This is a genomic window from Streptomyces decoyicus (assembly GCF_019880305.1).
Classification (GTDB): Bacteria; Actinomycetota; Actinomycetes; order Streptomycetales; family Streptomycetaceae; genus Streptomyces; species Streptomyces decoyicus.
Genome location: NZ_CP082301.1, coordinates 687,914 through 714,436 on the forward strand (window position 1 = coordinate 687,914; position 26,523 = coordinate 714,436).

Here is a 26,523-nt window from a genome sequence, read left to right on the forward strand (position 1 = left end):
CCGTGCGAACGGCCGTCGTGTGCCGCAGGACCGCTCGGCGCGAGCGCCGACGGGAACTGCGCCACTCGACCCCCCACACCGGCTTCCCAGGGCGACCGGTGTGCGGGTGTCCCTCGTCGTGGCCCTTGTCGTGGCCCTCACCGGTACCGGCGCGTTCTTCGGCCTTGCCGGGGCGGACAGCCCCGGTTCCGGAACGGCTGCGGTCTCCACCCCCGTCGCGGGAAGGGCAGTCGGCCCCTCGCTCGGCCACACCTGGACACAAGCCGTCCACCCCCGCCCCCAGGCCTCGCCGACGCAGTCATCCACGCCGGATCCCGCGGACGTGGTCCAGACGTATTTCAGTGCCGTCAACGAGGGTGACTACATTGCCGCTTGGGCGCTGGGCGGGAAGCAGCACATCGCCGGGAACACCTTCGACGCCTTCGTGCAGTCCTTCAACACCACGAACATGTACGAGGTCACCATCAATGCGGTGGTCGGCAACAAGGTCGAGGTCGAGCTCGACCAGCTGCTGACCGACGAAACCCACCGCCACTTCACCGGCACCTACACCGTGGAGGACGGAGTGATCGTCGCCGCCGACATCCACCCCAAGTGACCCCGCGGAGCACCGGGCGGGGCACCGGGGCGGCACGCGGCCACTCCCCGCGGCCGTAGCGGTGGCGGTCAGCACTCCGGCCGCCGGCCTGGCCTAACGTGGCCGGGTGACAGCGAGTGTGCGGAAGCGGGAGTGCCACCGCGACCTGTGGGCGGCTGCGGGTGCGGTGGCACTGTTCGTCCTGGCGGCAGTCGTCGGGCGCGTCATCAACCGGGCCGTTTACGGCTCCGAGGGGATCCTGCGGCTGGGGTGGCCGCCGTTGTACGCGTGGTGGCTGCCGCATGTCGGCCCCGGCACCCCGGTGGCGGTGGCCGTCGCGGCGGCGGTGGTGGTCTACGGTCCGTCGACCGCACAGCGTCTGTCGTGGCGGGTGCTGGTGCCGGCCGTGTGGACCGCGGCGATGGCCTGGACCTGGTCGCTCGCACTCGTGGACGGATGGAGCCGTGGCGTCGCCGAGCGGCTGACCACCAGCCTGGAGTACCTGCAATCCGTCGACGACGTGCACGACGTGGGCGCTTTCCTGCGCGACTTCACGCACCACATTCTGGTCGGCTCGCCCGGCATCTGGCCGGCACATGTGGCCGGTCACCCGCCCGGCGCGCTGCTGACGTTCGTCGGCCTGGACCGGATCGGGCTGGGCGGCGGCGCCTGGGCCGCCGTCTGGTGCCTCACCGTCGGAAGCTCGCTCACCGCGGCCGTCATGGTGACCGTCCGCGCACTGAGTGGTGAGGAACTGGCGCGCCGGGCCGCCTCGTTCCTCGTACTGGCCCCGGCGGCGGTATGGATCGGGGTCAGCGCCGACGGCTACTTCGCGGGGGTGGCCGCCTGGGCCATCGCCCTGCTGGCCCTGGCGGCCACCCGCAGTACGCGGGTGCCGCGTCTCACCGCCCTGGGTGCGGGGCTGCTGCTCGGCTGGGCCTGGTACCTCTCCTACGGCCTGACCGTTCTCGTCGTCCTCGGCGCCGCGGTGCTGCTGCTCGCGCGCTCGGTCCGCCCGTTGCCGTATGTGCTGCTGGGCGTGCTGGTATGGGCGGCGGCCTTCACCTCGGCCGGGTTCTGGTGGCTGGACGGGTATACGACGCTGGTCGAGCGTTACTACCAGGGCGCCGCGAAAGTACGCCCCTACAGCTACTTCCTCTGGGCGAACCTGGCGGCCCAGCTACTGACCGTGGGCCTGGCCACCGTCGCCGGGCTGCGCCGCGCCGCCGGTCCGCTGTGGCATGCGGTGCGGAGGATGCGGCGCGAGCCGCCGAGCGGGCGGGAGGCCCTCGCCGTGCTGGTCGCGGCAGGGCTGTGCATGATGCTGCTCGCGGATGTGTCCGGGATGAGCAAGGCGGAGACCGAACGGATCTGGCTGTCCTTCGCGGTGTGGACGCTGCCCGCAAGTGCCCTGCTGCCACGCCGCGTTCACTCCTGGTGGCTGGCCGCGCAGGCCCTCCTCGCGCTGCTGGTCAACCATCTGCTGCTGACCGGCTGGTGACCGCCTCCACGCGGGCCGGCAGCTACGGTGCCTCCGGCGGAGACGGGGGGTCCTCGGAGCGTGGACGGTGTGCGCGCCACAGGGCCACCAGCAGACACACCGCCGAGGCCGCGAAGAGCGCCGCAGTGAGCAGGAGCCAGTGGTCCAGGAACTGACCCGACGGCAGGCCGGTGTACAGGGAGAATCCCGGGACGCGCCGGAGGATGAGCGGATACCACACCAGGAGCAGCAGGAGCGCGACGAAAGCGGGCACCCGCACGTAGTTGATCCCGCCTGCCACCACCGGGCCGGAAGGGTTCGCCGTGCGCCGCCGGCGCCGGAAGAGGCGTTGCGCCACACGGTCGGTGGCGGTGTACAGGGGCAGGAACACCAGGTCGTGCAGGAGGGCCGCGCCGACGAACCAGACGAGGATGCCGAGGGTGTCCCCTTTGAGCAGTCGAACGCCCGCATACCCGGCCAGACAGAAGGAGCACAGCACCAGCAGGAGGTGCAGAGGGGACGCCCCGTAGCGTGCGCGGAGGCCCTTCACGGTGTGCTCCCGAAGGTGAGGCGGGTGACCCATTTCGTGTTGTGCACACCGGGGTTGGCGGGGACGATGATGCGCGCCGGATACCCGTGGTCCGGGGAGAGATCTGCGCCGTTGACCCGGAGGGCCAGCAGCGATCTGGGATCGCGTACCTGGTTGTCGCGCAGATGTGTCGAGCGGAACGATCCGGCGCGCTGTGCGGACTCGACGAAGACGCCCGGCGGGTTCCGACCAAGCCCGACCAGGGCAGCGAGGTCGGTCAGCCGGACGCCGCTCCAGTGCTGGTCGTCGGTGGACCAGCCCTCGACACAGGCAATGGGCAGGGCGGCCGTGTGCTGGGGAAGAGTGAGGAGCTGTGCGCGGGTGCAGGTCCGCTCGCGGCCGTCGCCCCGTACGATCAGCCGCCAGTCGGGGCCGATATCGCGGGCCCTGATCCCCACGCTCGCCGCGGTCTTGTTGATCTGGAAGCCGTTGGGCCCCTCCCCCGGGTCCTGGCCGCGCGGGGCCAGCAGCGCGGTCCTGCGGAGGGAGCCGCCGATGCTCTGCCCCGCCGTGACGAGGAGCAGACCCAGCGACCCCGCACCCACCAGGCCGAGCGCGCCACGCCGCGACATCGTGGGAGGCGCGGGGCGGGGGGTCACCAGCCCGGTGTCGTCGGCCGGTTCGCTCACCGTCCGGGCGAGCGGCGTGCGCAGTTCGGTGCGCAGTCGGCGGCCGCGCAGGGCCTTCGCCATCACGGGGATACGGAACGCGACATGGACGACGAACGCACCGATGAACAGCCATGCTCCGTAGAAATGCAGGGTGTAGAAGGAGCCCGGGAAGATGTAGTGCAGCTGGATGTTCAGCACGCCGGTGACGAACTCGAACAGCGCCCCGCCCACCAGGAGCAGCAACGACAGCCGTTCCAGCGCATGACTCGGTGCGCGCAGCGGCGGCCAGGAGAACAGCTTCGGGATGACCGACCACAGCTTCGCCAGCAGCACGGGGATCAGCACCACACCGAGCGTCACATGGATGCCCTGGGTGAGGCGGTAGAGCCAATACGGGCTGGTCGGCCAGGAGAAGAGGTAGAAGCCCAGCCAGCCCTTGCCCGGCGTGCGGTCGTTGCCCGGAGCCAGATCGGGGTTGTAGGCGGCGTAGGACAGCAGTCCGGTCACGAAGAGCACGGTGATGCCGACGAGCAGGATCAGCCCGAACACCGAGGTCAGCCACGGCCCCCGCAGAGGACTGCGCCAGAACCCGGGGCGAGCCGGGCCGGGCGGGGGACCGTCGGGGAGGCGAAGGCCGCGTCGGCCACGGGCCGGCCGTGAGGAGGCATCGGCATGCCGGCGGGTGGCTTCGCCCGCGGAGGGCTTCTCAGGGCGTTCCCCCCGGGATGAACCGGCGGCGGCCGCCTTGTCCGGACGACGGCCGGGCGGGGGGCGGTGCGGCCCGTCCCCCTGGTCGTGGTCGCTCGGCTCCATGGCGTCCCTCCGCCGCGTCCGGTGCGGCTCGGCCCGCCGCTCAGGGCCAAGATACGCGGCAATGGGGGCATTTCACGCACACCAACACCATGCCCCTGCGCCGCTTGTCCGGCGGCGCCGCTTGCCGTGTGCGTGCTACTCCGGCGCTTCCTGCCCGGGCGTGGTGGCGCCGTTCCCCGGGCAGGTGAGCCGGTCGACCACCTCGACCACCCCGTCGACGCTTTCACACAGCCGCACCGCAATCGGGGCAAGGCTTACGTGCTCCAGGGTGCCGGTGAGCGTCACGGTGCCGTCGGCGACCTCGACCGTGACCGCGGACGGTGACACCCCGAGCGTCCGCGTCAGCACCTCTTCCAGCACCTCCTCCTGAATGGCGCGGTCGCGGCGCAGGAACAGCCGCACGAGGTCGCTGCGGCTGATCACGCCGATGAGGCGGCCGGCGTCGTCGACCACGGGCAGCCGCTTGACCTTGTGCTTATCCATCGTCCTGGCCGCTTCGACGACACTCCACTCGGGTCGTGCCACCACCACGGGGCTCGTCATGATCCCTTCGGCGGTGCTCGCCCCGAGCTTGGCGATCTGCCGGCGCAGCAGATCGGCTTCGGACACCACTCCCACCGGCCGCTCGTCCTCGTCGAGGACCGGGACGGCGGTGATGTCGTACTCGTCGAGCAGGTGCGCGATCTCCTTGAACGGAGTGCCCCGTTGGACGACGACGGCGTGCGGCGTCATCAGGTCGGCAACTCTGCGGTGGCTCATCTTCGGCCGGTCCCTCCGGGTGTGCAGGTGCCGGATCTCATCCGCCTCATGGGCGGGGAATCCGGTACCGACAAGCCTGCATCGCGCCCGCGGTTCGTGCGCAGGAACGGCTGGGCTGGGCGCGTCCTCCCCCACCACCTCGTCATTCGTGCGGGATCACGGCTACCGGGCAGGCCACATGGTGGATGGCGGCATGCGCCACCGGGCCGACGCGTGGCGCGAGCGGCGGACGGTGCAGCTTGCGGCCGACCACCAGAAGCTCGGCCCCGAAGACCGTCTGGACCAGGGCCCGGGTCGGGCTCTCCGGCAGCACGGTCTGCTGGACCAGCACGTCGGGGAACCGCTCACACCACGGGAGGAGGGCGTCCCCGAGCTCGACGGCCGCTTCCTTGGTGAGTTCCGTCGCGGCATCGGGGTCCAGGCCCCACGGGGTGTAAGCGTGCACGGGGAGCGGACGCCCGTGCACGGCCTGAAGCGGAACACCCCGGCTCGCCGCGGCGTCGAAGGCGAAGTCGAGCAGCCGATCGCAGGGGCCGTTGAGGCTGAGGCCGGCGACGACCCGCGCGTCGGGGGCGGGTGGCGGGTTGTCCGGCGGTTCGTGGCGCGGCGCCTTCGCGCGCCCGTCCCGGCGGACGAGCACGACCGGCCCCTTGGCCCGGCCCACGACATTCAGGCTCACATCGCCGAGCACATAGCTCTCCCACGGCGCGAGGGCCCGCGATCCGAGCACGATCATCTGCGCCTCGGCCGCCGCGCCCAACAGCGCCGGTTCGGCCTCCGCACCCACCAAGTCCTCGATGATCTCAAGACGCGGATGACGTTCGCGTACCTCTTCCAGAGCCTGGTGCACGATCTGCCGGGCGCCGGCGTTCTGGTCCCGGTCCGGGGGTGTGTCCGGCGCCTCGGCGGCCAGCAGTATCCACGCATGGAGAAGTCGCAGCACCGACTGCCGCCGGTCCGCTTCGTCGGCGGCCCACAGCGCGGCTGCCAGGCTCTCCGGCGAGCCGTCGAGCCCGACGGTGATGACTTCCGGCTCCATGGTGTTCTCCTTTCGGGATCGGAGAAGGGGACCGGACCGGCCACCCCAGCGCCCTGAAAGTCAGTACCGGTGCGGGCCCACGCCCACGCCAGGCGCCGAGGCGGCCTGTGCGGCAGGGACGGCCGCCGACTGGAGGGACCGAGGCACCCCGAATCCGGCCGGCGAGTGGGAGGGGCGGCTGCGCCACGGGCTCGGCATCGAGCGGCTCCACCGCACCGCGCCGGACGACCTCATGATCATCGAGCAGGTACACCCGGATCTGCCGTCGCGGTGCGCAGCCGGCTGCGTCGCTCATGACGCCCCTCCGACGGGGTACGACCTCTCCGCTCCACTGTCCCCATCGTGGCCCCGATCGCATGAGCCTGCCAGGCCGTACGGGACAGCCCTCAGGGGCACGCGAGGCCGCTCCGGACGTGGCGCCGACCGCCGTCGTGGCCGTCATCGCACCGCTGCCGCCATCCGCCGGCTCGGTGCGGTAGCCCGGTGATCACCATCATGTCCCGGAGGGCACACACGCCCTCTCCGGAGCGCACCGACACCTGATCAGCCCGACCCCTTTTCCCGCCGAGGGCCCGACCTCGCCGCGCAACGGGAGGGGCGGACGAACGAAATCACTGAGCTCACGGAGATAGCCCAGAACCGGCCATGCGTGCGGTCCGGCGGCGGTTTCGGGTGACCTGGCGCGGCGACATGAGATCTCGCCGATGAGGAGCAAAACCTCGGGTCTACTAAGCCCGAATATCTATCATCACCGGCATAGATTTCTTGCGTCGCATCGATCGGGGCGGGACGACGAGACGGGCCTGGCGAGAGGTCGAGGCAGGGGCCTGATGCGCCCCCTCACCGCACCTTCGTCCCGCCAGCGCCGGGCGGCTCGCCGGTGGAGGAGCGGCCGGACGTGCGGCAGTGCGGCGGGCTGACCGCCGGAGTGCAGGAGACGCCAGGACCGAAGCGGGCAGTGAGCCGCGTTTCCCGGCCGGATGGTCGGTGCGCCGGTAGTGAATATCTCGCGCCGCAACTACAGAAATACCTGCCAGGTCAGTGGGGGTTTTTGCCCTCCTGAAATGGCGGGAGCAACAGCAGCGCAGGGCCGCTGGTGCCGTGCTACTGTCGATCTCAGTTGCAGTTGTGGTTCCCAAAGACTTCTCGCTACCTCATCGGCTTTCCAGGCCGGTTGGAGTGCTTTTGTATTTCCGGGTTTTCCGGAGGGGCAATCATCGCGGCGACGCGGGGCCCGCACAGTGCGGCTCCGGGCACTGCCCCGAAGGAGATATGACATGGCTACTGGCACCGTGAAGTGGTTCAACGCGGAAAAGGGCTTCGGCTTCATCGAGCAGGAGGGTGGCGGCGCCGACGTCTTCGCCCACTACTCGAACATCGCCACCCAGGGCTTCCGCGAGCTCCAGGAAGGCCAGAAGGTGACCTTCGACGTCACGCAGGGCCAGAAGGGCCCGCAGGCCGAGAACATCGTCCCCGCCTGACACTGACGCGTCAGACTGCAGCTGGGGCCCGCACCTTGGGTGCGGGCCCCAGCGCGTTGCCCTTTGCGGAATGCGCTGTGCGTGCCCTCACGGCCGCACCGGCGACAAGGGGCAGCCTGTTCGGTGCCGAACCGCAGCGTGCTGCGGCAGAACGGCAGTCCGCCCAGCTCTCTGCTCCGGCACCGTGCTCGCCTCCCTTTGCGGCGACATTTCTTCACGCGCCGGCGGTCGATTCCGCCCCGCCACGTTCCATCTGTTTTCTCCGGTCCGTTCTGCGATTCTTTTGTGTGTGGCTGAAAGCTGCCGGGAATTCTTCGACGTACCGCATCGAGGAAGGTTCTCCATGAACCGCACAGCTCGCCCGAACGACCGCTCCTCCCGCACCCGTTCCGCCGGTTCCGCCGGCTCCGGCCGCGGCGGCTATCGCTCGCAGGGGTCGAACCGCTCCGGTGGCAAGGGACGTCGTCCCGCCGCCCGGCCCGCGGAGTTCGCGCTGCCCGTCACCCACACCCCCGCCCTGCCCGCGGCCGAGACCTTCGCGGAACTGGACATGCCGTCCGCACTGTTGGCCTCGCTGACCGCGGAAGGGATGACGGCCCCGTTCCCGATCCAGGCCGCCACGCTGCCGAACTCGCTGGCCGGACGCGACGTCCTGGGCCGCGGGCGCACCGGCTCGGGCAAGACGCTGGCCTTCGGTCTGGCCCTGCTGGCCCGCACCGCCGGACAGCGCGCCGAGCCCCGCCAGCCGCTGGCCCTGGTCCTGGTCCCCACCCGGGAGCTGGCCCAGCAGGTCACCGACGCACTCACGCCCTATGCCCGGTCGCTGTCGCTGCGGTTGGCAACCGTCGTCGGCGGTATGTCGATCGGCCGCCAGGCCAGCGCCCTGCGCGGCGGGGCCGAGGTCGTCGTCGCGACGCCCGGACGGCTCAAGGACCTCATCGGCCGCGGTGACTGCCGGCTGAACCAGGTCGCCATCACCGTGCTGGACGAGGCCGACCAGATGGCGGACATGGGCTTCATGCCCCAGGTCACCGCCCTGCTCGACCAGGTCCGGCCCGAGGGGCAGCGGATGCTCTTCTCGGCCACCCTGGACCGCAACGTCGACCTCCTGGTCCGGCGCTATCTGACGGACCCCGTGGTCCACTCGGTCGACCCCTCGGCGGGCGCCGTGACCACGATGGAGCACCACCTGCTGCATGTCCGCGACGCCGACAAGCACGCCACCACCACGGAGATCGCCGCCCGCGAAGGCCGGTCGATCATGTTCCTGGACACCAAGCGCGCCGTGGACAAGCTCACGAAGCACCTGCTGAGCAGCGGCGTGCGCGCCGCTGCCCTGCACGGCGGCAAGTCCCAGCCCCAGCGCACCCGCACCCTGGCCCAGTTCAAGACCGGCGATGTCACCGTCCTGGTGGCCACCAACGTCGCGGCCCGCGGTATCCACGTCGACAACCTCGACCTCGTCGTCAATGTCGACCCGCCCACGGACCACAAGGACTACCTGCACCGCGGCGGTCGCACCGCCCGTGCGGGCGAGTCGGGCAGCGTCGTCACCCTGGTCCTGCCCAGCCAGCGCCGCGAGATGGACCGCCTGATGGCGGACGCGGGCATCACCCCGCAGTCCACCCAGGTCCGTGCCGGCGAGGCCGAGCTGAACCGGATCACCGGCGCCCAGACGCCCTCCGGCATTCCCGTCACCATCGCCGCGCCGGTCGTCGAGCGTCCCAAGCGCAGCGGGTCCTCCACGCGCGGCCGTCGCAGCCGCTCCGCCCAGGCCCGTCGGACCGGCGGAACGCCCCGGAGCACGACAGGGACATCGCAGCGGCAGCGCTCCGTCGGCAAGGCGTCCTGATCCGGCGCCCACGGTCACGCCCGGCTCGCTGGATCACCACACCACGGAGGCTTCCGTTGACGCTGCTTCAGCTCCACCCCCGGCATCCGCGCTGCTCCGACAGGACGGCCGGCAACGCCATGACCCCGCCGGGGCCGCAGGTCGGCGACGACATGATCGTCGACCTGGCTCTGTCCATCCTCAACGGTGCCCGCGCCGACCACCTCCTCGTCCGTGACGAGGACGGCCGGTGCACGGGCCTGATCACTCGGACCCAGCTGACCGCCCACCAGCGCGATTCCTGGTACACCGAGGAAACCCGGTTGCGGGACATCGTCTACGACCGAGGACCGTTCACGTCGTCCGTGACGTCGGTGCACGACGCGGAGCACGCCATGCGAGGTCGCGCGCTGCGCGCCTCGCCCGTGGTGGACGAGGACGGGCACACTTTGGGAGTGATCTCCCTCGCATGCTGAACCGTCCGCGTCACCCGTCCGTTTCCGGCTTCTCTTCGACCCTGTAGAGGCACTATGCGCGTCGTCATCGCCCGCTTCCCCTTCGACCTGATCAAGACCGAGGTGCAGGATGCGATGAAGGGCATCAAACCCGAACCCATCACGGGTGAGTCCGTGCTCATCGGCAGCCGTCACTACCCCGTCAAACAGGTCGGGGAGGTCATCACCCGGCAGGACCGCCGTGACTTCAGCGCCGGCGAGGTGACCCGGGCGCTGACCCGGCTCGGATTCACCTGCCGCTCCGCGCCCCCCGCCACCCGCACCCCGCTCGAGGAGGCGTCGGCCATGCTCCAGGCGCCGGCAGCCCCTGAGTGGGATTCCGAGAGCTGAAACCCGACAGGGGTGTGGGCTCCGACCGCTGCGGTCGGAGCCCACACCCCTGTTCAGTAGTACCCGGGACCGGGGCCGGGGATATGGGTCAGGGTCAGGGGCTCAGTGGTCGGAGTAGCGGAAGTCGCCCACCGTCCAGGCGCCCACATCCTCGATCGCCACGCGGTACATCCCGCCGGTCTCGGGAATGCCGATGCTTCCCTGGAGGATCCTCGCCACGTGGAAGTGCAGATGCGTGGGTGGACCGTTCCGGCCGGGCGGGCGGGAATCCGTGCCGGCCGAGGAGAAGAGCGCGGAAAACGGGCCCAGCCGCTCCGACTCCTCCAGGACCTCGGCCACGCGTTGCCGCCACACGCTCTCGGGCGCCAACCGTCCTGTGAGGACAGCGCCTTGGACGACAACAGTGAGAGACATCTGATTGCTCTGCTCCGACTCCACCATGGTGGCGATGTCGACAAGCAGCTCGTCGGGCTTCGACATGGGAGCAGATTTTACTGCCGCGACCGGCCCTGGGCACCACACCCGGCGCCGGACAGGCGCCCCGTGACACTCTCCTGGCACCCGTACGGCTCTCGCACGGGCCCGTTTGCCCTCGCCCCACCCCGCGATACGGCGTGACCGCCGTGCACCGCCGCCCAGTTGACCCCGGCCCGACCACTCGCCGCAGGCACCACTGCACTTCCTCGTCCCCCGCAGGACACCCGGCAGGCGATCTGGGCGAGCAGTCGACGGGCCGCGGGCCGGGTCCCTCTTTCGGGTGCCCGGCCCGCGCGGCATGCACGAACGGCTACGGGGAAAACGTCGGAGCTGTTGCGGTGGTGCTCACGGCTCTCACGCTCAAGGGTTCTGCGGGTCGACACCCGTGTGCGCTTCGGCGTCCCTGCCCCCGCTGGGCCGGCGTGAAGGCCCCTTCGGCCCCATGTCCCGCATGCCCTTCTCATCGGTCTCTGCGGCGTGCTTTTCGCCGCTGCGCGTCTCGCTCTTCACCTCGCTCGCCGGCGGCACCTTCTCCTGCCGCTCGGCCGACTCCTTGCTGCTGTCCTTCTCCGGCGCGTGGCGCTCGGGGTGGAACGATTTGTGCGCACTCTCGTTCTTCTGCTGCTCGGTCTGGTCGACATCGGGCGACCAGCCGTGTTGCTCCGTTCCCTTGTGCGTGCTGGGGCCCTCGCCCATCTTCGGGTGCGAAGACTTCCGGTCCTTTGTCATGTCTGCTCCTTTGTTGGCCCCACCACCGAGCGGGTGGCGCCGGCTTGCGCCCTCCTGCGAGGTTTCCGACAAACCTGCGCAGTGGGCGGCAAGCCCTCGCTTCCTGCACGCCTCCGACCCATGCGCCATGCCCATGCCGCCATGACCCATGGGCCGAAGACTCCCCCACGTCCAGCCTGAGGGCCGACGGGATCATCCGCATCTCAGCCCTGGTGCCACAGGGGGCCGGTCGGGCATCGCCCCGTTGTCCGCCGCCCCTCCCCGAACGCGGAACGCAGACACCCGTCACGTTTCGTGACGGCAGGGCTCCCCTTGCCGGTAATCGCCTTGCCGGGACTTCCCTCGCGGGGGCTTCCCTCGCGGGGGCCTCCCCCGCCGGGGCTTCCCTCGCCGCGCGCAGTGAGGCTGCCGGGCGAGCTCCGGTCCACGGGAGCCTCTTGTCGCTCCCCGCGGCGCGTGGAAGGCTGCCGCGATGAGTACCGATCTTGTCCGCTGGCCGACGATCGCCGCCCAGGGCTTTCCCTTCCCTGACGCGGTACCGGTTTCCCGGCTGCGGGACGAGCTGTCGGCCATGCTGGTGTCTCCCGACCCCGAGGTCCGTGACGCGCAGGCCTATACCGCCGCCGCGCGCTGGATACGGGAAGGGCACCTCGACGAGGTCCTGGAGGACCTCGGTGACACTGCCGCGGAACGATTCACCCATCCGGAGATTCAGGCCCGCACCTTCGCTCCGCTCGTTCTCCGGTGTGTGCTGACGCGGGGGCACGCCGTCCCCGGCGCCGTCCCGGGCGCGGCCGCGGAGCGCTGGTACGCCGCTTTCTCCTCCTGGTACCCGTCCGAGCGCGACACCCGCGGCTGGGACGACTCGCTGGGCTGGCTCCACGCCGTCGCCCATGGCGCCGATGCGGCCGCGGCGTTCGCCCGGGCGCTGCCCGCCCACCGCGCCGCACTGCTGGAGCTGTGTGCCCACCGGATGACGGCCGCACACGCCGACTACCGCTATGCACAGCTGGAGGATGCGCGCCTGGCCCATGCGGTCAGCCGCATCCTGCTCGCTCCCGGCCTGACGGCCGAACAGGCCACCGGCTGGTTGAACGCGGTGGCGGACGCCCTCGACGGTGGAGGCCCCGGCCCCGTCCCGCCCTGGGCCTTCAACACCTTTGCCACGCTCCAGTCCCTGCATCTCCATCTGACCCGCGGCCTTGCCGACGGAGGCGCTCCGCCGCACGCGTCGGTCGTCGCCGCACGTGTTGCCGCCCTCCTCCGCCTGCCGTACAGCTGGCTCGCCTGATCCCGGACAGCCGACTGCTCGCCCCGTACGCCCTTCCTGGCGGCTCCGCCGCGCCTCGCCGGGCGCACGACGACTGCGGAGGGCGCTGCCCGACGGCTCACCGCGCTGGGTGATGCGCCGGGCAGCCGGACCGGTACCGGACCGGTAGAGGATCAGCGGGGACCGGCATCGGTCCGTGCACTGCTGCCCCGCGGAGCCCGGTCGCGGACCTGCACGACGATCTCCTGGACCGAGTTGCGCGAGCCCGGTCCGGGCTGCACGCGGCCCGCGCGGTCATGGGCCCGGCATCTGATCCGGTGCCGCCCCGGTTCGAACCGCCGGGACAGGGTGAAGCGCTGCCAGGTGGGTTCCGGACCCCGTTCATCGAGCCGGGCGGCCTCCCACGGGCCCTCGTTCACGGCGATCTCCACGGCGACGACCTCGGTCACGCTCCACGCCCAGCCGCTCATCTCCAGCACCCCCGCCGCCAGTTCACCCTCTTCGCGTGGTGCGACGAGGACACTGTTGACATCCACTTCCCGGACCGGTTGCAGGCGTTCGCTGCCGGGCTGCCGCCTGTTGTAGAGCTGGGTGGTGAAGAGGTGATCGGGCCTGGTGTCCGAGACGACGATGCGGCGGAGCCATTTCACCGAATTGGTGCCGAACATCCGCGGCACCACGGCGCGCACCGGGAAGCCGTGTACGGGCTCCAGCGGTGCACCGTTCATCGCGTAGGCGAGGAGGACGTCACGGTAGGCGGTCTCCAGCGGCAGGTCCTTGAGATACCTGACATCCGGTGTGCCGTGGAAAGTGCCGTGGTCCACGCCCTCGAACCAGATGTGCGCGGCGTCGGCGTGCGGGGCCGCGTCGTCCAGCAGCCGCGCGAGGGGGACGCCGAGCCATCGCACGTTCGCCACCGCACGCACCGGGACATCAGGGGCGAACGGGCTGCCGAAACATTCGTGGAAGGCGGTGAGCCGTGTCGCGGGGAGTGCGTGCAGCGATTCCAGGTCCAGTCGCAGCGGATGCGCGACGAGCCCTTCCACCGTCAGAGACCAGGTCGCGGCGTCCACCTGCGGCACACCCACGTGCGTTCTGGTGAATACCTCTCCGGTGGGAGTGACGAAGTCCGGGTCCGCTGCTCGCATGGGTGTCCTCACGTGGTGGTGCGCCGGCCACGGAACTGCGCCACGTGCCGGTAGGCAGAACCGTCTCCCTTACTGCTGTCGATCCTCAACTGCCTTTTCGTCCAAGGCAATTCTTTATCGGCCTGTGCTGCCGAGCTGTGCTGCCGATGGCCGGCGGAGCGTGCCGCTGCCGGGGACGGCTTGTGCCCGGTGCCGTGTGGTACCCGTGCCCAGGGTTCAGGCCTGGCCGGGCTGAGGCGCCGGTGGCGAGGCGCGGACGTGCATCCGCTCGCCCTGGGCCCCGAAGAGGCTGAGGAACTCGACGGGATGCGGCCCGGCATTGGCGAAGCCGTGCGGGATGTGGGTGTCGAATTCGGCGGCCTCCCCGGAAGTGAGGACGAGATCGTGCTCACCGAGAGCCAGCCGCAGCCTGCCGGAAAGGACGTAGAGCCACTCATAGCCCTCGTGAGTACGCAACTCGGGGCGAGTGCCGGTGACTTTCTTGGCGGGGAGGATCTGCTTGTAGGCGTGCAGGCCGCCGAGGTGCCGGGTCAGTGGCACAAAGGTCTGCCCGTCGCGGGTGAAGGGGCGCGGATGGACACGGGGGTCGCCGGTGGCCGGTGCCCCGACCAGCTCGTCCAGCTGCACTCCATGGGCCTTGGCCAGCGGAAGCAGGAGTTCGAGGGTCGGTTTGCGCTGCCCGGACTCCAAGCGCGAGAGGGTGCTGAGCGAGATGCCGGTGACCTCGCTCAGCTGCGCCAAGGTCGCTCCGCGCTGTCGCCGCAGCGCCCGCAGCCGCGGGCCGACCGCGTTCAGTACGCCGGGAATGTCGTCGTCCACCATGGCTCTATTTGCCGTCCTGGCAACAGCTTTTGTCAAGCGGGCGGGGGCCGGACTTCGCTCTCCGGATTCCGATGAGCCGCGGCCCGGCTCCCCCTAGCGAAATACGCAGTGCGGCACCTCTGAACCCGGCCGAGAGATCACCCGATCGGCGCATCTCACCGCCCACTCACCGATATCCGTAAGTCACTGTGGACCTGCAGGGCAACCACACCCGCCAGTCCGCCGGCCGAACGGGGCAGAAAAGGACCTCTTAATATCTCCGCGTCGACGGGGACCGGAAATGAATGAGCGCCTTTCCGGCTGACGGCCTGGTACGACCGCATGCGTGCGCTTGGTTCTTTCCCTTCGCAGGCGGTGAATCCGCTCGTCACATCTCACTTCGGGAGCTCACCATGGAATCCGGCTCTAAAGTCTGGAACTGTCCATTCGACTATGCCGAGGCCCTGGAATTCGATCCGACGCTCAAGCGCCTGCTGACCGAAGAACCGGTCGCCCGTATCCGGCTGCCCCACGGGGAAGGCGAGGCATGGCTCGTCACCAAGTACGACGACGTACGCACGGTGACGACGGACCGGCGCTTCAGCCGCAGCGCCGTCATCGGCCGGGACTTCCCCCGCATGACCCCCGAGCCGATCGTCCAGGACGAGGCGATCAACGTGATGGACCCGCCCGCCAGCAGCCGCTTGCGGAGCCTGGTCTCCAAGGCGTTCGCCCCGCGGCACGTGGAGCGGATGCGGACCCGCACCCAGCATGTCGTGGACGAACTGCTGGACCGGATGACCGAGCACGGCTCTCCTGCCGACCTGATGGAGAGCCTGGCGTCCCCCCTGCCGCTGACCACGATCTGCGAGGTCCTCGACATCCCCGAGCCCGACCGGGCCCAGCTGCGCGGGCACGCCCGGACGATGATGAACGTCACCGTCGAAAACCGGGACCGCGCCGTGCAGGCCAAGGCCGATATGCGCGCCTACTTCAAGACGCTGACGGCGAAGCGTCGCCAGCACCCGGGCGACGACCTGATCAGCGCCCTGGCCACCGCTCGCGACGGGGACGAGATCCTCAACGACCAGGAACTCACCGTCATGGCCATGGTGCTGCTCATCACCGGCCAGGACACCACCACCTACGAGATCGGCAACCTCGCCTACACGCTGCTCACTCGGCCCAAGGATCTCGCGATGCTGCGCTCCCGCCCCGAGATGCTCCCCCAGGCGATGGAGGAGATGCTGCGGTTCATCCCCTTCCGCAAGGGCGTGGGTATCCCCCGCGTCGCCACGGAGGACGTGGAGTTGAGCGGGGTGTTGATCCGGGCCGGGGACATCGTGCACGTCTCCTATCTGACGGCCAACCGGGACAGCCGGAAGTTCGACCGGCCCGACGAGCTGGATCTGGAGCGCGAGGACCGGACCTCCCACATGACCTTCGGCTGGGGCGGACACCACTGCCTGGGTGCCCCGCTCGCTTTCACGGAGCTGGAAGTCGCCCTCAAAACCCTCCTGGAGCGCTTCCCGGACCTGAAGCTGGCACAGCCGGCCGAGGAGATCCGCTGGAACACCAACTCGATCTGGCGCTATCCCCTGGAGCTGCCCGTCACTTGGTGACCGTAAGTCACGGCAGCGACATGCAGATTGCACCTGCCTGGCGTACGGTTACTACTCGGAAAGATCGTTCCACCAGCACGGGGAGAGTTCATTCTTCGACGGCTGGCCCGCTCGATTCCCTCCCAGAGTCGCCGATTTCGGGCCGCCGGATCCGCTCCTGGTTTCTCTGCCCGCTCTCATCGGGCGAGTTACCGCGACGGATACCGTCGGCCGATAGCGACTTGAATTTCAGAGAAGGGAATTCACTGGGCGGGCCACAGTCTGCAAGGAGTGCATCCCATGGCGGTTCTGTGCAAACCTGCAATCGCGGTCCCTGAATACGTCATCACCCAAGACGACACCCTCGAACTCGCGCGACGGCTGCACAAGGATCATTCGCAGCTGAGACTGATACTGCGGCTGATCGAGAACACGGGTGTACTCAAACGACATCTGATACAGCCGATCGACAAGGTGCTCAAGCATCCGGGGCTGGACGCCCGTAGCGCGGTCTACGAAGAGGAGTCCAAGGCCCGCGTCCCCGCCGTGGTCCGCAAGGCGCTCGACCAGGCCGAACTGGAACCCCGGCAGATCGACCTCATCGTCTACGTGTCCTGCACCGGATTCATGATGCCGGCGCTGACCGCCTGGCTCATCAACACCCTGGGCTTCCGGTCGGAGACACGGCAGATACCGATAGCCCAGCTCGGCTGCGCCGCGGGGGGCGCCGCGATCAACCGGGCACATGACTTCTGCCGGGCGTACCCCGAAGCCAACGTGCTGATCGTCGCGTGTGAGTTCTGCTCGCTGTGCTACCAGCCCACGGACCTGGGTGTGGGGTCGCTGCTGTCGAACGGCCTCTTCGGTGACGCGGTGGCCGCGGCCGTGGTCCGCGGCAGCGGCGGCACCGGCGTCCAGCTGGAGCGCAACAGCTCGTACCTCATCCCGAACACGGAGGACTGGATCTCCTACGCGATCCGGTCCACGGGCTTCCACTTCCAGTTGGACAAGCGCGTCCCCGGAACCATGGAACCGCTCGCCCCCGCCTTGCGCGCCGTCGCCGAGCAGCACCAATGGGACGCGGGCCGACTGGACTTCTACATCGTTCATGCGGGCGGTCCGCGCATCCTGGACGACCTGTGCCGCTTCCTCGACGTGCCGCCGGAGGCCTTCCGGTTCAGCCGCGCGACACTGACCGAGTACGGCAACATCGCCAGTGCGGTGGTACTCGACGCGCTGGCGCGCATGTTCGACGAAGCAACGGCCCTCGACGGCCAGCGCGGTCTGCTGGCCGGCTTCGGCCCCGGCATCACCGCCGAGATGGCCCTCGGCACCTGGACCTCAACTCCCGTGACAGCGGCCTGACTCGCCCCGCTCGGTGCGTCCGCGGTGAACCGCCGGGCGCACCGAGCGGGGTTCCCGCCTGTTTCGCCGTCCAACGCCCGGCCTTCCGGGATCCGCGGGGCCTGGGGCCCACTGGCAGGCCCATGGCCATGCAGTCCGGGGAGATACCGGCAGACCCGACAGTCACACCTGGGGCCGGCAGGGCCAGGGGCGCCGCAGGGCCACCCGACTGCAACGGCCAGCGGGAACGCGACCGCGGTTGGTGCATACGGTGTATATGCCGTGAAAAGGAATATCTTGACAGATGTGTCGGCACGTTTTATGCACGTTGTATACCGGCGACGCAGGCCGGCCCGCTCTCCATAACAGCAGGTGAGAGGGCCTACGGGGCGAGCTTCGGGGCCACCCGGGCACCCGGTCCGGCCTCCGCCAGGTGGCCTGCGGGCGTCGGGTGCCGGTGCCGGACGGTGCCGCTCCGGGAGTCGGCCGCAAGACGAGGAGAAGACCATGGCACGTGCAGTGGGTATTGACCTTGGTACGACGAACTCGGTGGTCAGCGTGCTGGAGGGCGGTGAGCCCACGGTCATCAGCAACGCCGAGGGCGCCCGGACCACCCCGTCGGTGGTCGGCTTCGCCAAGGGCGGCGATGTGCTGGTGGGTGAGATCGCCAAGCGGCAGGCCGTGACCAACGTCGACCGCACCGCGCGGTCGGTCAAGCGCCACATGGGTGAGGCGCAGTGGCGTTTCCCGGAGAGCGGCGACATCGACGGCAAGCAGTACACCGCGCAGGAGATCTCCGCGCGGGTGCTGCAGAAGCTCAAGCGCGATGCCGAGGAATACCTGGGCGAGGACGTCACGGATGCCGTGGTCACCGTTCCGGCGTACTTCAACGACGCCCAGCGCACCGCGACCAAGGAGGCCGGGGAGATCGCGGGCCTCAAGGTGCTGCGGATCGTCAATGAGCCGACCGCCGCCGCCCTGGCGTACGGCCTCGACAAGGAGAACGACCAGACCATCCTGGTCTTCGACCTCGGTGGCGGCACCTTCGACGTCTCGCTGCTGGACATCGGCGACGGCGTCGTCGAGGTGAAGGCGACCAACGGCGACACCCACCTGGGCGGCGACGACTGGGACCAGCGCATCGTCGATCACCTGACCAAGCAGTTCAAGAACGCGTACGGCATCGATCTCTCCCAGGACAAGATGGCCACCCAGCGGCTGCGGGAGGCCGCCGAGAAGGCGAAGATCGAACTGTCGGCGGCGACCGAGACCACGATCAATCTGCCGTATCTGAGCGCGTCGGCCGACGGGCCGCTGCACCTGGACGAGAAGCTCACCCGCTCACAGTTCGAGCAGCTGACCGCCGACCTGCTCGAACGGTGCAAGACCCCGTTCCACAATGCGGTGAACGACGCCGGGATCAAGGTCGCCGACATCAATCACGTGATCCTGGTCGGCGGCTCGACCCGGATGCCCGCAGTGACCGAGCTGGTCAAGGAGCTGACCGGCAAGGACCCGCACAAGGGCGTCAACCCGGACGAGGTCGTCGCCATCGGCGCCGCCCTCCAGGCCGGTGTGCTCAAGGGCGAGGTCAAGGACGTCCTCCTGCTGGACGTCACCCCGCTGTCCCTCGGTATCGAGACCAAGGGCGGCATCATGACCAAGCTCCTCGAACGCAACACCACGATCCCGACCAAGCGCTCCGAGATCTTCACGACGGCCGAGGACAACCAGCCGTCCGTGCAGATCCAGGTCTACCAGGGCGAGCGCGAGATCGCGGCCTACAACAAGAAGCTCGGAATGTTCCAGCTGACCGGTCTGCCGCCGGCCCCGCGCGGGGTCCCGCAGATCGAGGTCTCCTTCGACATCGACGCCAACGGCATCATGCACGTGACCGCGAAGGACCTGGGCACCGGCAAGGAACAGAAGATGACCGTCACCGGCGGCTCCTCGCTGCCGAAGGACGACATCGACCGGATGGTCCGCGACGCCGAGCACCACGCCGAGGAGGACCGCCGCAGGCGGGAGACCGCGGAGACCCGCAACCAGGCCGAGCAGCTCGTCTACCAGACCGAGAAGTTCCTCAAGGACAACGAGGAAAAGGTCCCCGGTGACATCAAGACCGAGGTCGAGACGGCCATCGGCGAGGTGAAGGAGAAGCTCAAGGCCGACTCCGGCGAAGGCGGCGACACCGCGGAGCTCCGTACCGCCACCGAGAAGCTGGCGACCGTCTCGCAGAAGCTGGGCCAGGCCATGTACGCCGACACCCAGTCGCAGGCTCAGGCCCAGGGCTCCGACGCGGCCGCCGGCGAGGGCGGATCGGGCACAGCTGCCGGCGATCAGGACGATGTCGTCGATGCGGAGATCGTCGATGACGACAAGCAGGAGGGAGGCGCACGATGAACCGTCCGACCAACGTGCGTGGCCCCGCGCAGCCGCCGCTGGCCATCGTCGGACACGGGCCGGGGGAAAGCCCCGCCGCGGTCCCGCCCCGCGCCACCCCGGCGGAGGAGGGCACCGGGCAGAGCACGGGAAGGCCGTCGGGTGAAGGCCGGGACTTCGACGGGACGGCCGGCCGCGACCAGGCCCCGGCGCGGTCGGCGCCGCAGGAAGCGGTGCTGCGCGCCGAGCTCCGGGAGCGTACGGCCGATCTTCAGCGGCTGAAGGCCGAGTATGACAACTACCGCAAGCGGGTCCACCGGGACCGCCTCGCGGTCGGCGAGATCGCCGTGGCCAATGTACTGAGCCGGCTGCTGCCGGTGCTCGATTCCCTCGCCGAGGCCAGGGAGCAGGGCGAGGTCACCGGTGGTTTCCAGCGCGTCGCCGAGGCTCTGCACAACGAACTGGGGGCACTGGGCCTCCAGCCCTTCGGGACGGTGGGCGCCCCCTTCGACCCGCTGATCCATGAGGCCATCACCTACACCCCCGACGACCGGTTGGAGCAAGCCACCTGCACCGCGGTGCTCCGCCAGGGCTACCGCGTCGGCGACCGTCTGCTGCGCCCCGCTCAGGTGATCGTCGCCGGCGAACCGCCCGCCGGCCCGTAAGGAGCGCCCCGGACCTGGCCACCCTGATTCCGTCGTACGCAACGTCGTGGCGTCGGCTGCCCTAGCTGTGCCGCTTCTCGAAGCGGCACAGCGCCGCAGCCGGCGTTTCTTGTCACGGTGACGGGTGGGGTCTTGCTGTCGGGGCTCGGCCCGTCCTGGATAAATGCACCCCTGAATTCCCGTGCCGCGTCATGGAATTCATCGCGCTGCCCTCCCCCCGTTCTCGCGGCCTCTTTCCCGCACTTACCCCCTCGCCTCCCTACTGCCTTGCCGCCTTCCCCCGCAGGCCGGAGCCGGCGACGGTGAACGCGGCCAGGAACGGGCTCGGAGACGGACAGCTCTTCCGTACCGGATGCCGTCGGGATCCGTGCGCTGACGGACAAGTGATCCGCGAGATCGACCGTGGGCCGATCGTTGAGCTGATCGTTGAGCTGATCGCTGAGTTGACCGGCGAGTTGACCGGTGAGTTGACCGGTGAGTTGACCGGCGTAACCGGTGAGTTGAACCACGGAGATCGCCTTCCGTAAGGCGGAATAACCGCTCATGCGTGCGGCTACGCATATGTTCGAGCCCCCGGGGCACGCGGTCCTCTATCGCCACCAGACATCCACCGTACTTCGACAAAAACCCTACGACGCACGACAGGCGGGATCATGGCGACCGAGGAAAACACGGAACACAAGGAAGTGCACAACGGACGGCCGGAACGGGTCGCCGCGCCCACGGCAATGCGCCACGCCTCCGGGCAACTTGCACAGATGCTCCAATGCGAGCCCGGCTCGGTGTCGGCGCTCAAGGCCACCGATGACGGGTGGTTGGCGGATGTGGAAGTGGTGGAGATCGAAAGGGTCCCGGACACCGCGAGCGTGATGGCTTCCTACCGCGTTTACCTCGATGAACAGGGCCAACTTATGGGCTACGAGCGCACGCGCCGATATGGGCGCGGCCAGATCGACAGGTGATCCGGCTCGGGCTCGGCCGCCCACGACATCACGCGCCCCCATGACCCGCTCCAGTCAACTGGAAGGGATGATCGACCGTGACTGCCGTTCAGCAAACCAACGCATCGACCAGCGGAAGTGGTTCGGGAAATCTTTACGATGTTCTCGAGCTGATTCTCGACCGAGGGCTTGTCATTGACGCCTTTGTGCGGGTCTCCCTCGTCGGAATCGAAATTCTCAAGATTGACGTGCGCGTCGTCGTGGCGAGCGTGGATACCTATCTGCGCTTCGCCGAGGCGTGCAACCGTCTGGACCTGGAATCGGGCCGCAAGGCGCCGAGTCAGCTCACCGACCTGGTCGGGGAGGCAACGGAAAGCGGCGCCAAAGGAAAGTCGAAAGGCGCGCTGACAGGAGCCGTTGAGGCATTCAGCGAATCCCTGCAGAAGGGCCAGGAGGGATCCGAGGAGGAGGCGGAAGAGCGTCCGGCACGGAAGTCTTCCAGCTCCACCAACCGCCGCACGGCCCGCCGTCGGGAGGACTGAACCATGGCCACCTACCTCTACGCCATCACCGGTGCCGACCACCCCTTGCGGCTGAACGACGTCGCCGGGGTCGGTGACCCGGCAGCGCAACTGCGCACCGTCAAGACGAAGGACCTGTGTGCCGTGGTCAGCGACGCACCGGCGGAACTACGGGCCAAGCGCCGCGATGTGGTGGCCCACCAGGACGTTCAGGAACGTCTGCTGGCCGACGGTGCCGCCCTGCCGATGCGCTTCGGGCTGGTCGGCCCCGACGACGATCAGGTGGCCTCCGTCCTGGAGGAACACCGCGACGCCTACACCCAGCGCCTCGCAGAGATCGCCGGCTGCCGCGAGTACCACCTCAAGGTCGCACGCGAGGAGGACGATCTGCTGCGGGAGATCGTCCAGGAATCCGCCGAGGTACGACGGCTCAACGAGCGCACCCGGCAGAACCCGGACGCGTACGACGACAAGGTGGCCCTGGGCGAGCTGATCTCGCAGGAGGTCCAGGCCCGCCAGGACCGTGCGCGTACGGACATCGTGGCCCTTCTGACTCCGGCCGCGGTACGCACCGCGGCCGTCGAACCGACGAAGCGTCACTTCCTCAGCGTGTCGTTCCTCGTGGAGCGGGAGAAGGCAGCGGCCTTCGCCGAGACGGTCCATGCGGAGGCCGAGAAGCGCGGTGACGCCTACACCTTCGATCTGCACGGCCCGCTGCCGCCGTACAGCTTCGTCTGACCTCGCGAGCGGAGATCCGTTGTCATGGGCCTCATCACACAGATCCTGACCCTGCCGCTGGCCCCGGTGCGGGGCACGGTCTGGGTCCTTGACCAAGTGGTGCTCACCGCCGAGCGCGAGTACTACGACCCGGCGCCGGTCCACGAGGAACTGGCCGCGCTGGAACAGCAGTTGCTGGACGGCACCCTCGGAGCCGACGAGTTCGACTCCCGCGAGGACGAGCTCCTGGACCGGCTGGAGTGGCTGGAGGCCCAGCAGCGTCGACTGCATACCGACTCCTGAGCACGGGGAGAACGAGGTGTACGAGAGATGATGAACAACGCCAAGATAGGTGTGGCCCTCGTAGGGGGCTACCTTCTGGGGCGCACGAAGAAAGCCAAGCTGGCCATCGGCCTGGGCATGTTCCTGGCCGGCAAGAAACTGAACCTGGATCCCCGGCAGCTGGGCACACTGGTGGCCAACTCACCGGTTCTCGGCCCCCTCAACGACCAGGTGCGCAAGGAGCTGGTGGACGCCACGAAGTCGGCCGCCGGCGCCGCGCTCACCCAGCGGATGAACGGTCTCGCCGACTCCCTGCACGAGCGGACCCTGGCCCTCGACGAGGGCGGGAGCGGCGGTGCGGGACGCGCGGCGGGCGATGCGGATCAGGAACCCGAGGACGAGCCACGGGACGACGCCGAGGACGTCGACGACGCCTCGGACGCCGCGGAATCCGAGAGCGAGAAGCCCGCCCCGCGCCGTAAGGCACCTGCCAAGTCGTCCGCGAACTCGGCCACGAAGACGGCGGCGAAGACCGCCACGAAGTCGGCGTCGGCCAAGAAGTCGACCGCCACCGACCGGTCGTCCAAGCCGCGGCGCTCGGCGTCGAGCACCTCCAAGAACTCGGGTAAGGCGGCGGCCGCGTCCTCCCGGGGACGCACCTCCACCGCCCCGGGGCGGAAGGCCGCCTCCGGTGCCCGCAACAAGGCCTCGAACAAGGCTTCCGGCGCGGCGCGCACGGTTGCCGACCGTGGGGGCAGCAATGGCTGAGTCCACCTTCAGCAAGATCAAGGACGAGGTGACCAAGAGCCCGGCGGCCGACCAGCTCAAGGAAGAGCTACAGCACTACCTCCAGGCCCGGGCGGAACACGCGGTCACCCAACTCGGCCACAAGCTGGGCGAGAGCGTCGGCAAGCTCGCCGAACCCGGCCAGGGACCCGGCGGCCTGGTGAACAGTCTGGCGAAGGGCGGCAAGGCTCTCGGCGAGGGCAAGTCGCCGCAGCAGGCGGCGCTGACCGCGGGCGCCTCCCACCTCAAGGACACCGTCAAGGACAAGATGAAGAGCCTGTTCGGCAAGGGCCGCAAGGGCGGCGGCGGCAAGTCCAAGAGCGTGACCATCGTCGAGGACATCGATGTGGGTGTCCCCGTGCGCGAGGCGTACGACCAGTGGACGCAGTTCCAGGAATTCAGCACCTTCGCCAAGGGCGTCGTCAGCGTCGAGAAATCCGATGACACCAGCAGCAACTGGAAGGTGAAGGTCGCCAAGTCCACGCGTAGTTGGCGGGCCAATGTGACCGAGCAGGTGCCCGACGAGCGGATCACCTGGACCACCGAAGGTGCGAAGGGCACGGTCAAGGGTGTGGTGACCTTCCACCGCCTGACCGACAACCTGACGCGGGTGCTGTTGGTTCTCGAGTACTTCCCCAAGGGCCTGTTCGAGAAGACGGGCAACATCTGGCGCGCCCAGGGCCGCCGGGCCCGGCTGGACCTCAAGCTCTACCGCAAATTCATCATGATGCGCGGCGAGGCCACCGATGGCTGGCGCGGTGAGATCCAGGACGGCGAGGTCGTGGTCGAGCACGATGACGCCGTCGCGGCGGAGGAGGAGGACCGGGAGGACGGCGAGCGCGGCTCCGATGACGTGCCCCCCGGGGACGACGAGGCCGACGAGGATGCCGACGCGGAGGACGAGGACCTCGAGGACGACGAAGACGCCGAGGACCTTGAGGACGCCGACGACGAGGGCGTGGACCACCACGACGTGGACGACCACGACGATCTCGCGCCGGAAGCCGATGCCGATGCCGACGAAGACGACCTCGAAGAGCCCGTCGACGAGGACGACGACCGCGGGGAGCCGCTCGACGAGGACGACGACCCGGCGGACGAGCGGGACCCGTACGACGAGGACGAGCCGCCGGCACCCCGCCGGGGCCGCCGTGCCGCCGTTGCCCGCTGACCCGTCCCGACCGCACAGACGAGGCTGATCATGTCCGATTCACTGGCCGGCCGTATGGGACCTTCCTCCGGTCCGTCCCCGTACGGCCGGCAGGGGGCTTCCGCCAACCTGGCCGACATCCTGGAGCGCGTCCTCGACAAGGGCGTCGTCATCGCGGGCGACATCCAGATCAATCTGCTCGACATCGAGCTGCTGACCATCAAGCTCCGGCTGCTCGTCGCCTCCGTCGACAAGGCCAAGGAAATGGGCATCGACTGGTGGGAACACGACCCCTCCCTCTCGTCCCGCGCCCGCCCGCCGCAGCAGGTCCCCGACGGGCGTACGCCGGCCGTCGGCGGTGACTCGCTGGCCGAGGAGAACCAGCAGCTGCGCGCCGAACTCGCCGCACTGCGCGCGGCCATCGGCTCCCCCGAGGGCTCCGGCGCACACCAGGCAGACCGTAAGGAGGAGCAGTGAACTGCCCCATGCCAGGAGCCGAGGAGACTGCCGCCTCGCCGCGCACCCTCGCCCATCCCGCTGACCAGCCCCCTGAACAGCAAGAATCCGACCGCTCCCGGATCTCGTACGTCTACGTCATCGGCCGCACCGGCACCGCCCTCGAGGCGTCGGCTTCTCAGCTGACCGGCCTGCGGGACGGCCCCCTCCGGACGGTCACCTCCGGCCGCCTCACGGCCCTGGTTTCCTCCGTCCCCGCCGACGCCTTCAGCGCGGAGGGCATGAAGGCGCAGCTGGAGGACCTGACACAGCTGGAGGCGATCGCGCGGACGCACCATGCCGTCGTCGAGGCCGCCTGTGCCGGGGCCATGGTGCTGCCCATGCGCCTGGCCACGGTGTATCTGGACGATGCCCGGGTGCGGTCGATGCTGGACGAGCGCGGCACCGAGTTCGACGCGCTGCTCTCCCGGCTCGAAGGCCATGCCGAAGTGGGGGTGAAGGTGTACGCGGACGCACGCGCGGCGGCCGCGGCCGAAGCCCCCGCGGCCGCGACCGGCGCCTCGGGATCTCCCGCGCCCGGCAGCCCGGCCCCCGCCGCGTCCGCGGTCAGCCCCGGCCGGGCCTACCTGCAGCAGCGGCGGGCCCAACGGCGTACGCATCGTGATGCCTACCGCGCGGCGGGAGCCGTCGCCGCCGATGTGCGGGTCCGGGTGGCCGACTTGGCACGGGACATGGTCGCGCACCGCCCGCAGCAAGGTGAGCTGGCGTCCGGTACCGGCGAGAACATCGCCAACGAGGCGTATCTGGTCCCCACGGACCGCATCGGGGAGTTCCACCGGGCCCTGAAGGGACTGGCCGATGGTGTCCCCGGCGTACGTGTCGAGATCACCGGTCCGTGGGCCCCGTACTCCTTCGCGACGCCGCCCGCGGAAAGCGGGAGCCCGTGAAAGGGAATGACCTTGAGGCCGCGTTCTCGGACGCCTCGTTCGTGGCGGACCACTCCGAGGAGGAATCTCTCGCCGGGCGGCAGATTGCTCTGATCGATCTCTTGGACCGTCTCCTGAACGGCGGCGCGGTCCTGACCGGAGATGTGGTGCTGTCCATTGCCGAGGTGGATCTTGTCCATATCAATCTGCGCGCGGTGATTCGCTCGATCACACCCGACAGTCCGGCCCCGTGGTGAAGCTCCGTGTTGACGCATCCGGGCTCCACCCCGCCTCCCCGAGGA

29 protein-coding genes are annotated in these 26,523 nt (G+C 69.4%); 21 read left to right on the forward strand and 8 right to left on the reverse strand.

Annotated features, from left to right (window positions below):
• The first annotated feature begins 106 nt into the window (after positions 1–106).
• Complete coding sequence (locus K7C20_RS02810; RefSeq protein WP_052414271.1) at positions 107–598, forward strand: hypothetical protein; 492 nt, start codon at positions 107–109, stop codon at positions 596–598.
• A 106-nt stretch (positions 599–704) separates the two neighbouring features.
• Positions 705–2,078, forward strand: coding sequence for a hypothetical protein (locus K7C20_RS02815; RefSeq protein WP_053210393.1), 1,374 nt, complete (start codon positions 705–707; stop codon positions 2,076–2,078).
• Between the two features lie 22 nt (positions 2,079–2,100).
• Here K7C20_RS02815 and K7C20_RS02820 read toward each other — a convergent pair whose 3' ends face one another.
• From K7C20_RS02820 to K7C20_RS02835, 4 genes are all read right to left on the reverse strand, one after another.
• Positions 2,101–2,607 (reverse strand): hypothetical protein, encoded by a 507-nt coding sequence (locus K7C20_RS02820; protein ID WP_030078039.1) that lies wholly within the window; start codon positions 2,605–2,607, stop codon positions 2,101–2,103.
• Positions 2,604–4,070, reverse strand: a complete 1,467-nt coding sequence (locus K7C20_RS02825; RefSeq protein WP_078953604.1) for a molybdopterin-dependent oxidoreductase — start codon at positions 4,068–4,070, stop codon at positions 2,604–2,606. The genes K7C20_RS02820 and K7C20_RS02825 overlap by 4 nt, the downstream gene beginning before the upstream one ends.
• Before the next feature lie 135 nt (positions 4,071–4,205).
• Positions 4,206–4,829 (reverse strand): CBS domain-containing protein, encoded by a 624-nt coding sequence (locus tag K7C20_RS02830; RefSeq protein ID WP_030078043.1) that lies wholly within the window; start codon positions 4,827–4,829, stop codon positions 4,206–4,208.
• 142 nt (positions 4,830–4,971) lie between these two features.
• Positions 4,972–5,868 carry a universal stress protein gene (locus K7C20_RS02835; protein WP_030078045.1) on the reverse strand — a complete coding sequence of 299 codons (897 nt, stop codon included), beginning with the start codon at positions 5,866–5,868 and terminating at the stop codon, positions 4,972–4,974.
• A 1,277-nt stretch (positions 5,869–7,145) separates the two neighbouring features.
• Between K7C20_RS02835 and K7C20_RS02840 the strand changes: the two genes are divergently transcribed.
• The 4 genes from K7C20_RS02840 (at position 7,146) to K7C20_RS02855 (ending at position 10,025) form a co-directional block, all read left to right on the forward strand.
• Positions 7,146–7,349 carry a cold-shock protein gene (locus K7C20_RS02840; protein ID WP_030788646.1) on the forward strand — a complete coding sequence of 68 codons (204 nt, stop codon included), beginning with the start codon at positions 7,146–7,148 and terminating at the stop codon, positions 7,347–7,349.
• A gap of 343 nt (positions 7,350–7,692) precedes the next feature.
• Positions 7,693–9,201 carry a DEAD/DEAH box helicase gene (locus tag K7C20_RS02845; protein ID WP_222892560.1) on the forward strand — a complete coding sequence of 503 codons (1,509 nt, stop codon included), beginning with the start codon at positions 7,693–7,695 and terminating at the stop codon, positions 9,199–9,201.
• A 56-nt stretch (positions 9,202–9,257) separates the two neighbouring features.
• Positions 9,258–9,656, forward strand: coding sequence for a CBS domain-containing protein (locus K7C20_RS02850; protein ID WP_030076550.1), 399 nt, complete (start codon positions 9,258–9,260; stop codon positions 9,654–9,656).
• 54 nt (positions 9,657–9,710) lie between these two features.
• Positions 9,711–10,025 (forward strand): SCO5918 family protein, encoded by a 315-nt coding sequence (locus tag K7C20_RS02855; RefSeq protein ID WP_053210390.1) that lies wholly within the window; start codon positions 9,711–9,713, stop codon positions 10,023–10,025.
• 102 nt (positions 10,026–10,127) lie between these two features.
• Here K7C20_RS02855 and K7C20_RS02860 read toward each other — a convergent pair whose 3' ends face one another.
• Positions 10,128–10,505, reverse strand: coding sequence for a hypothetical protein (locus K7C20_RS02860; protein WP_030076552.1), 378 nt, complete (start codon positions 10,503–10,505; stop codon positions 10,128–10,130).
• 357 nt (positions 10,506–10,862) lie between these two features.
• The gene (locus K7C20_RS02865) at positions 10,863–11,231 is read right to left on the reverse strand and encodes a hypothetical protein (protein WP_030076554.1); all 369 of its coding nucleotides are present in this window, start codon (positions 11,229–11,231) and stop codon (positions 10,863–10,865) included.
• Between the two features lie 472 nt (positions 11,232–11,703).
• On the opposite strand from K7C20_RS02865, the gene K7C20_RS02870 reads away from it, so the two are divergent.
• Positions 11,704–12,522, forward strand: a complete 819-nt coding sequence (locus K7C20_RS02870; protein WP_052414247.1) for a DUF2785 domain-containing protein — start codon at positions 11,704–11,706, stop codon at positions 12,520–12,522.
• A 152-nt stretch (positions 12,523–12,674) separates the two neighbouring features.
• Here the strand turns inward: K7C20_RS02870 and K7C20_RS02875 are convergent, their stop codons facing one another.
• Complete coding sequence (locus K7C20_RS02875; RefSeq protein WP_048828792.1) at positions 12,675–13,649, reverse strand: molybdopterin-dependent oxidoreductase; 975 nt, start codon at positions 13,647–13,649, stop codon at positions 12,675–12,677.
• A 216-nt stretch (positions 13,650–13,865) separates the two neighbouring features.
• Positions 13,866–14,471: a helix-turn-helix domain-containing protein gene (locus K7C20_RS02880; protein WP_030076560.1), complete on the reverse strand. Its 606-nt coding sequence runs from the start codon at positions 14,469–14,471 to the stop codon at positions 13,866–13,868.
• 392 nt (positions 14,472–14,863) lie between these two features.
• Between K7C20_RS02880 and K7C20_RS02885 the strand changes: the two genes are divergently transcribed.
• From K7C20_RS02885 to K7C20_RS02950, 14 genes are all read left to right on the forward strand, one after another.
• Positions 14,864–16,072, forward strand: coding sequence for a cytochrome P450 (locus tag K7C20_RS02885; RefSeq protein ID WP_030076562.1), 1,209 nt, complete (start codon positions 14,864–14,866; stop codon positions 16,070–16,072).
• 279 nt (positions 16,073–16,351) lie between these two features.
• The gene (locus K7C20_RS02890; RefSeq protein ID WP_030076564.1) at positions 16,352–17,416 is read left to right on the forward strand and encodes a type III polyketide synthase; all 1,065 of its coding nucleotides are present in this window, start codon (positions 16,352–16,354) and stop codon (positions 17,414–17,416) included.
• 486 nt (positions 17,417–17,902) lie between these two features.
• Positions 17,903–19,798: a molecular chaperone DnaK gene (dnaK, locus tag K7C20_RS02895; RefSeq protein WP_222892561.1), complete on the forward strand. Its 1,896-nt coding sequence runs from the start codon at positions 17,903–17,905 to the stop codon at positions 19,796–19,798.
• Complete coding sequence (gene grpE, locus K7C20_RS02900; protein WP_030076569.1) at positions 19,795–20,442, forward strand: nucleotide exchange factor GrpE; 648 nt, start codon at positions 19,795–19,797, stop codon at positions 20,440–20,442. Before dnaK ends, grpE begins: the two co-directional genes overlap by 4 nt.
• Before the next feature lie 383 nt (positions 20,443–20,825).
• Positions 20,826–20,969: a hypothetical protein gene (locus tag K7C20_RS02905; RefSeq protein WP_160328705.1), complete on the forward strand. Its 144-nt coding sequence runs from the start codon at positions 20,826–20,828 to the stop codon at positions 20,967–20,969.
• A 126-nt stretch (positions 20,970–21,095) separates the two neighbouring features.
• On the forward strand, positions 21,096–21,404 hold the full coding sequence (locus K7C20_RS02910; RefSeq protein ID WP_078953097.1) for a gas vesicle protein GvpO: 309 nt from the start codon (positions 21,096–21,098) through the stop codon (positions 21,402–21,404).
• 77 nt (positions 21,405–21,481) lie between these two features.
• Positions 21,482–21,925 (forward strand): gas vesicle structural protein GvpA, encoded by a 444-nt coding sequence (locus K7C20_RS02915; protein WP_030076574.1) that lies wholly within the window; start codon positions 21,482–21,484, stop codon positions 21,923–21,925.
• A 3-nt stretch (positions 21,926–21,928) separates the two neighbouring features.
• Entirely contained in the window at positions 21,929–22,642 is a 714-nt protein-coding gene (locus tag K7C20_RS02920; RefSeq protein ID WP_030076576.1) for a GvpL/GvpF family gas vesicle protein, read from the forward strand.
• 24 nt (positions 22,643–22,666) lie between these two features.
• Positions 22,667–22,924, forward strand: coding sequence for a gas vesicle protein GvpG (locus K7C20_RS02925; RefSeq protein WP_030076578.1), 258 nt, complete (start codon positions 22,667–22,669; stop codon positions 22,922–22,924).
• A 27-nt stretch (positions 22,925–22,951) separates the two neighbouring features.
• On the forward strand, positions 22,952–23,671 hold the full coding sequence (locus K7C20_RS02930; RefSeq protein WP_063753849.1) for a hypothetical protein: 720 nt from the start codon (positions 22,952–22,954) through the stop codon (positions 23,669–23,671).
• Positions 23,664–24,860 (forward strand): SRPBCC family protein, encoded by a 1,197-nt coding sequence (locus K7C20_RS02935; protein WP_030076582.1) that lies wholly within the window; start codon positions 23,664–23,666, stop codon positions 24,858–24,860. The genes K7C20_RS02930 and K7C20_RS02935 overlap by 8 nt, the downstream gene beginning before the upstream one ends.
• Positions 24,861–24,890: 30 nt before the next feature.
• Positions 24,891–25,316: a gas vesicle protein gene (locus tag K7C20_RS02940; RefSeq protein ID WP_030076584.1), complete on the forward strand. Its 426-nt coding sequence runs from the start codon at positions 24,891–24,893 to the stop codon at positions 25,314–25,316.
• Positions 25,313–26,242: a GvpL/GvpF family gas vesicle protein gene (locus tag K7C20_RS02945; protein WP_245171062.1), complete on the forward strand. Its 930-nt coding sequence runs from the start codon at positions 25,313–25,315 to the stop codon at positions 26,240–26,242. Before K7C20_RS02940 ends, K7C20_RS02945 begins: the two co-directional genes overlap by 4 nt.
• A 41-nt stretch (positions 26,243–26,283) precedes the next feature.
• A complete protein-coding gene (locus K7C20_RS02950) occupies positions 26,284–26,478 on the forward strand; it encodes a gas vesicle protein (RefSeq protein ID WP_030076586.1) in 195 nt (64 codons plus the stop codon).
• The last annotated feature ends 45 nt before the right edge of the window (positions 26,479–26,523 follow it).

Excerpts from the sequence above, each read along its gene's own strand:
- K7C20_RS02825 (WP_078953604.1), bottom strand. The coding sequence starts at position 4,070 with ATGGAGCCGAGCGACCACGACCAGGGGGACGGGCCGCACCGCCCCCCG.
- K7C20_RS02830 (WP_030078043.1), bottom strand. The coding sequence starts at position 4,829 with ATGAGCCACCGCAGAGTTGCCGACCTGATGACGCCGCACGCCGTCGTC.
- K7C20_RS02835 (WP_030078045.1), bottom strand. The coding sequence starts at position 5,868 with ATGGAGCCGGAAGTCATCACCGTCGGGCTCGACGGCTCGCCGGAGAGC.
- K7C20_RS02840 (WP_030788646.1), top strand. The coding sequence starts at position 7,146 with ATGGCTACTGGCACCGTGAAGTGGTTCAACGCGGAAAAGGGCTTCGGC.
- K7C20_RS02845 (WP_222892560.1), top strand. The coding sequence starts at position 7,693 with ATGAACCGCACAGCTCGCCCGAACGACCGCTCCTCCCGCACCCGTTCC.
- K7C20_RS02855 (WP_053210390.1), top strand. The coding sequence starts at position 9,711 with ATGCGCGTCGTCATCGCCCGCTTCCCCTTCGACCTGATCAAGACCGAG.
- K7C20_RS02860 (WP_030076552.1), bottom strand. The coding sequence starts at position 10,505 with ATGTCGAAGCCCGACGAGCTGCTTGTCGACATCGCCACCATGGTGGAG.
- K7C20_RS02865 (WP_030076554.1), bottom strand. The coding sequence starts at position 11,231 with ATGACAAAGGACCGGAAGTCTTCGCACCCGAAGATGGGCGAGGGCCCC.
- K7C20_RS02870 (WP_052414247.1), top strand. The coding sequence starts at position 11,704 with ATGAGTACCGATCTTGTCCGCTGGCCGACGATCGCCGCCCAGGGCTTT.
- K7C20_RS02875 (WP_048828792.1), bottom strand. The coding sequence starts at position 13,649 with ATGCGAGCAGCGGACCCGGACTTCGTCACTCCCACCGGAGAGGTATTC.
- K7C20_RS02880 (WP_030076560.1), bottom strand. The coding sequence starts at position 14,471 with ATGGTGGACGACGACATTCCCGGCGTACTGAACGCGGTCGGCCCGCGG.
- K7C20_RS02885 (WP_030076562.1), top strand. The coding sequence starts at position 14,864 with ATGGAATCCGGCTCTAAAGTCTGGAACTGTCCATTCGACTATGCCGAG.
- K7C20_RS02890 (WP_030076564.1), top strand. The coding sequence starts at position 16,352 with ATGGCGGTTCTGTGCAAACCTGCAATCGCGGTCCCTGAATACGTCATC.
- dnaK (WP_222892561.1), top strand. The coding sequence starts at position 17,903 with ATGGCACGTGCAGTGGGTATTGACCTTGGTACGACGAACTCGGTGGTC.
- grpE (WP_030076569.1), top strand. The coding sequence starts at position 19,795 with ATGAACCGTCCGACCAACGTGCGTGGCCCCGCGCAGCCGCCGCTGGCC.
- K7C20_RS02910 (WP_078953097.1), top strand. The coding sequence starts at position 21,096 with ATGGCGACCGAGGAAAACACGGAACACAAGGAAGTGCACAACGGACGG.
- K7C20_RS02920 (WP_030076576.1), top strand. The coding sequence starts at position 21,929 with ATGGCCACCTACCTCTACGCCATCACCGGTGCCGACCACCCCTTGCGG.
- K7C20_RS02925 (WP_030076578.1), top strand. The coding sequence starts at position 22,667 with ATGGGCCTCATCACACAGATCCTGACCCTGCCGCTGGCCCCGGTGCGG.
- K7C20_RS02930 (WP_063753849.1), top strand. The coding sequence starts at position 22,952 with ATGATGAACAACGCCAAGATAGGTGTGGCCCTCGTAGGGGGCTACCTT.
- K7C20_RS02935 (WP_030076582.1), top strand. The coding sequence starts at position 23,664 with ATGGCTGAGTCCACCTTCAGCAAGATCAAGGACGAGGTGACCAAGAGC.
- K7C20_RS02940 (WP_030076584.1), top strand. The coding sequence starts at position 24,891 with ATGTCCGATTCACTGGCCGGCCGTATGGGACCTTCCTCCGGTCCGTCC.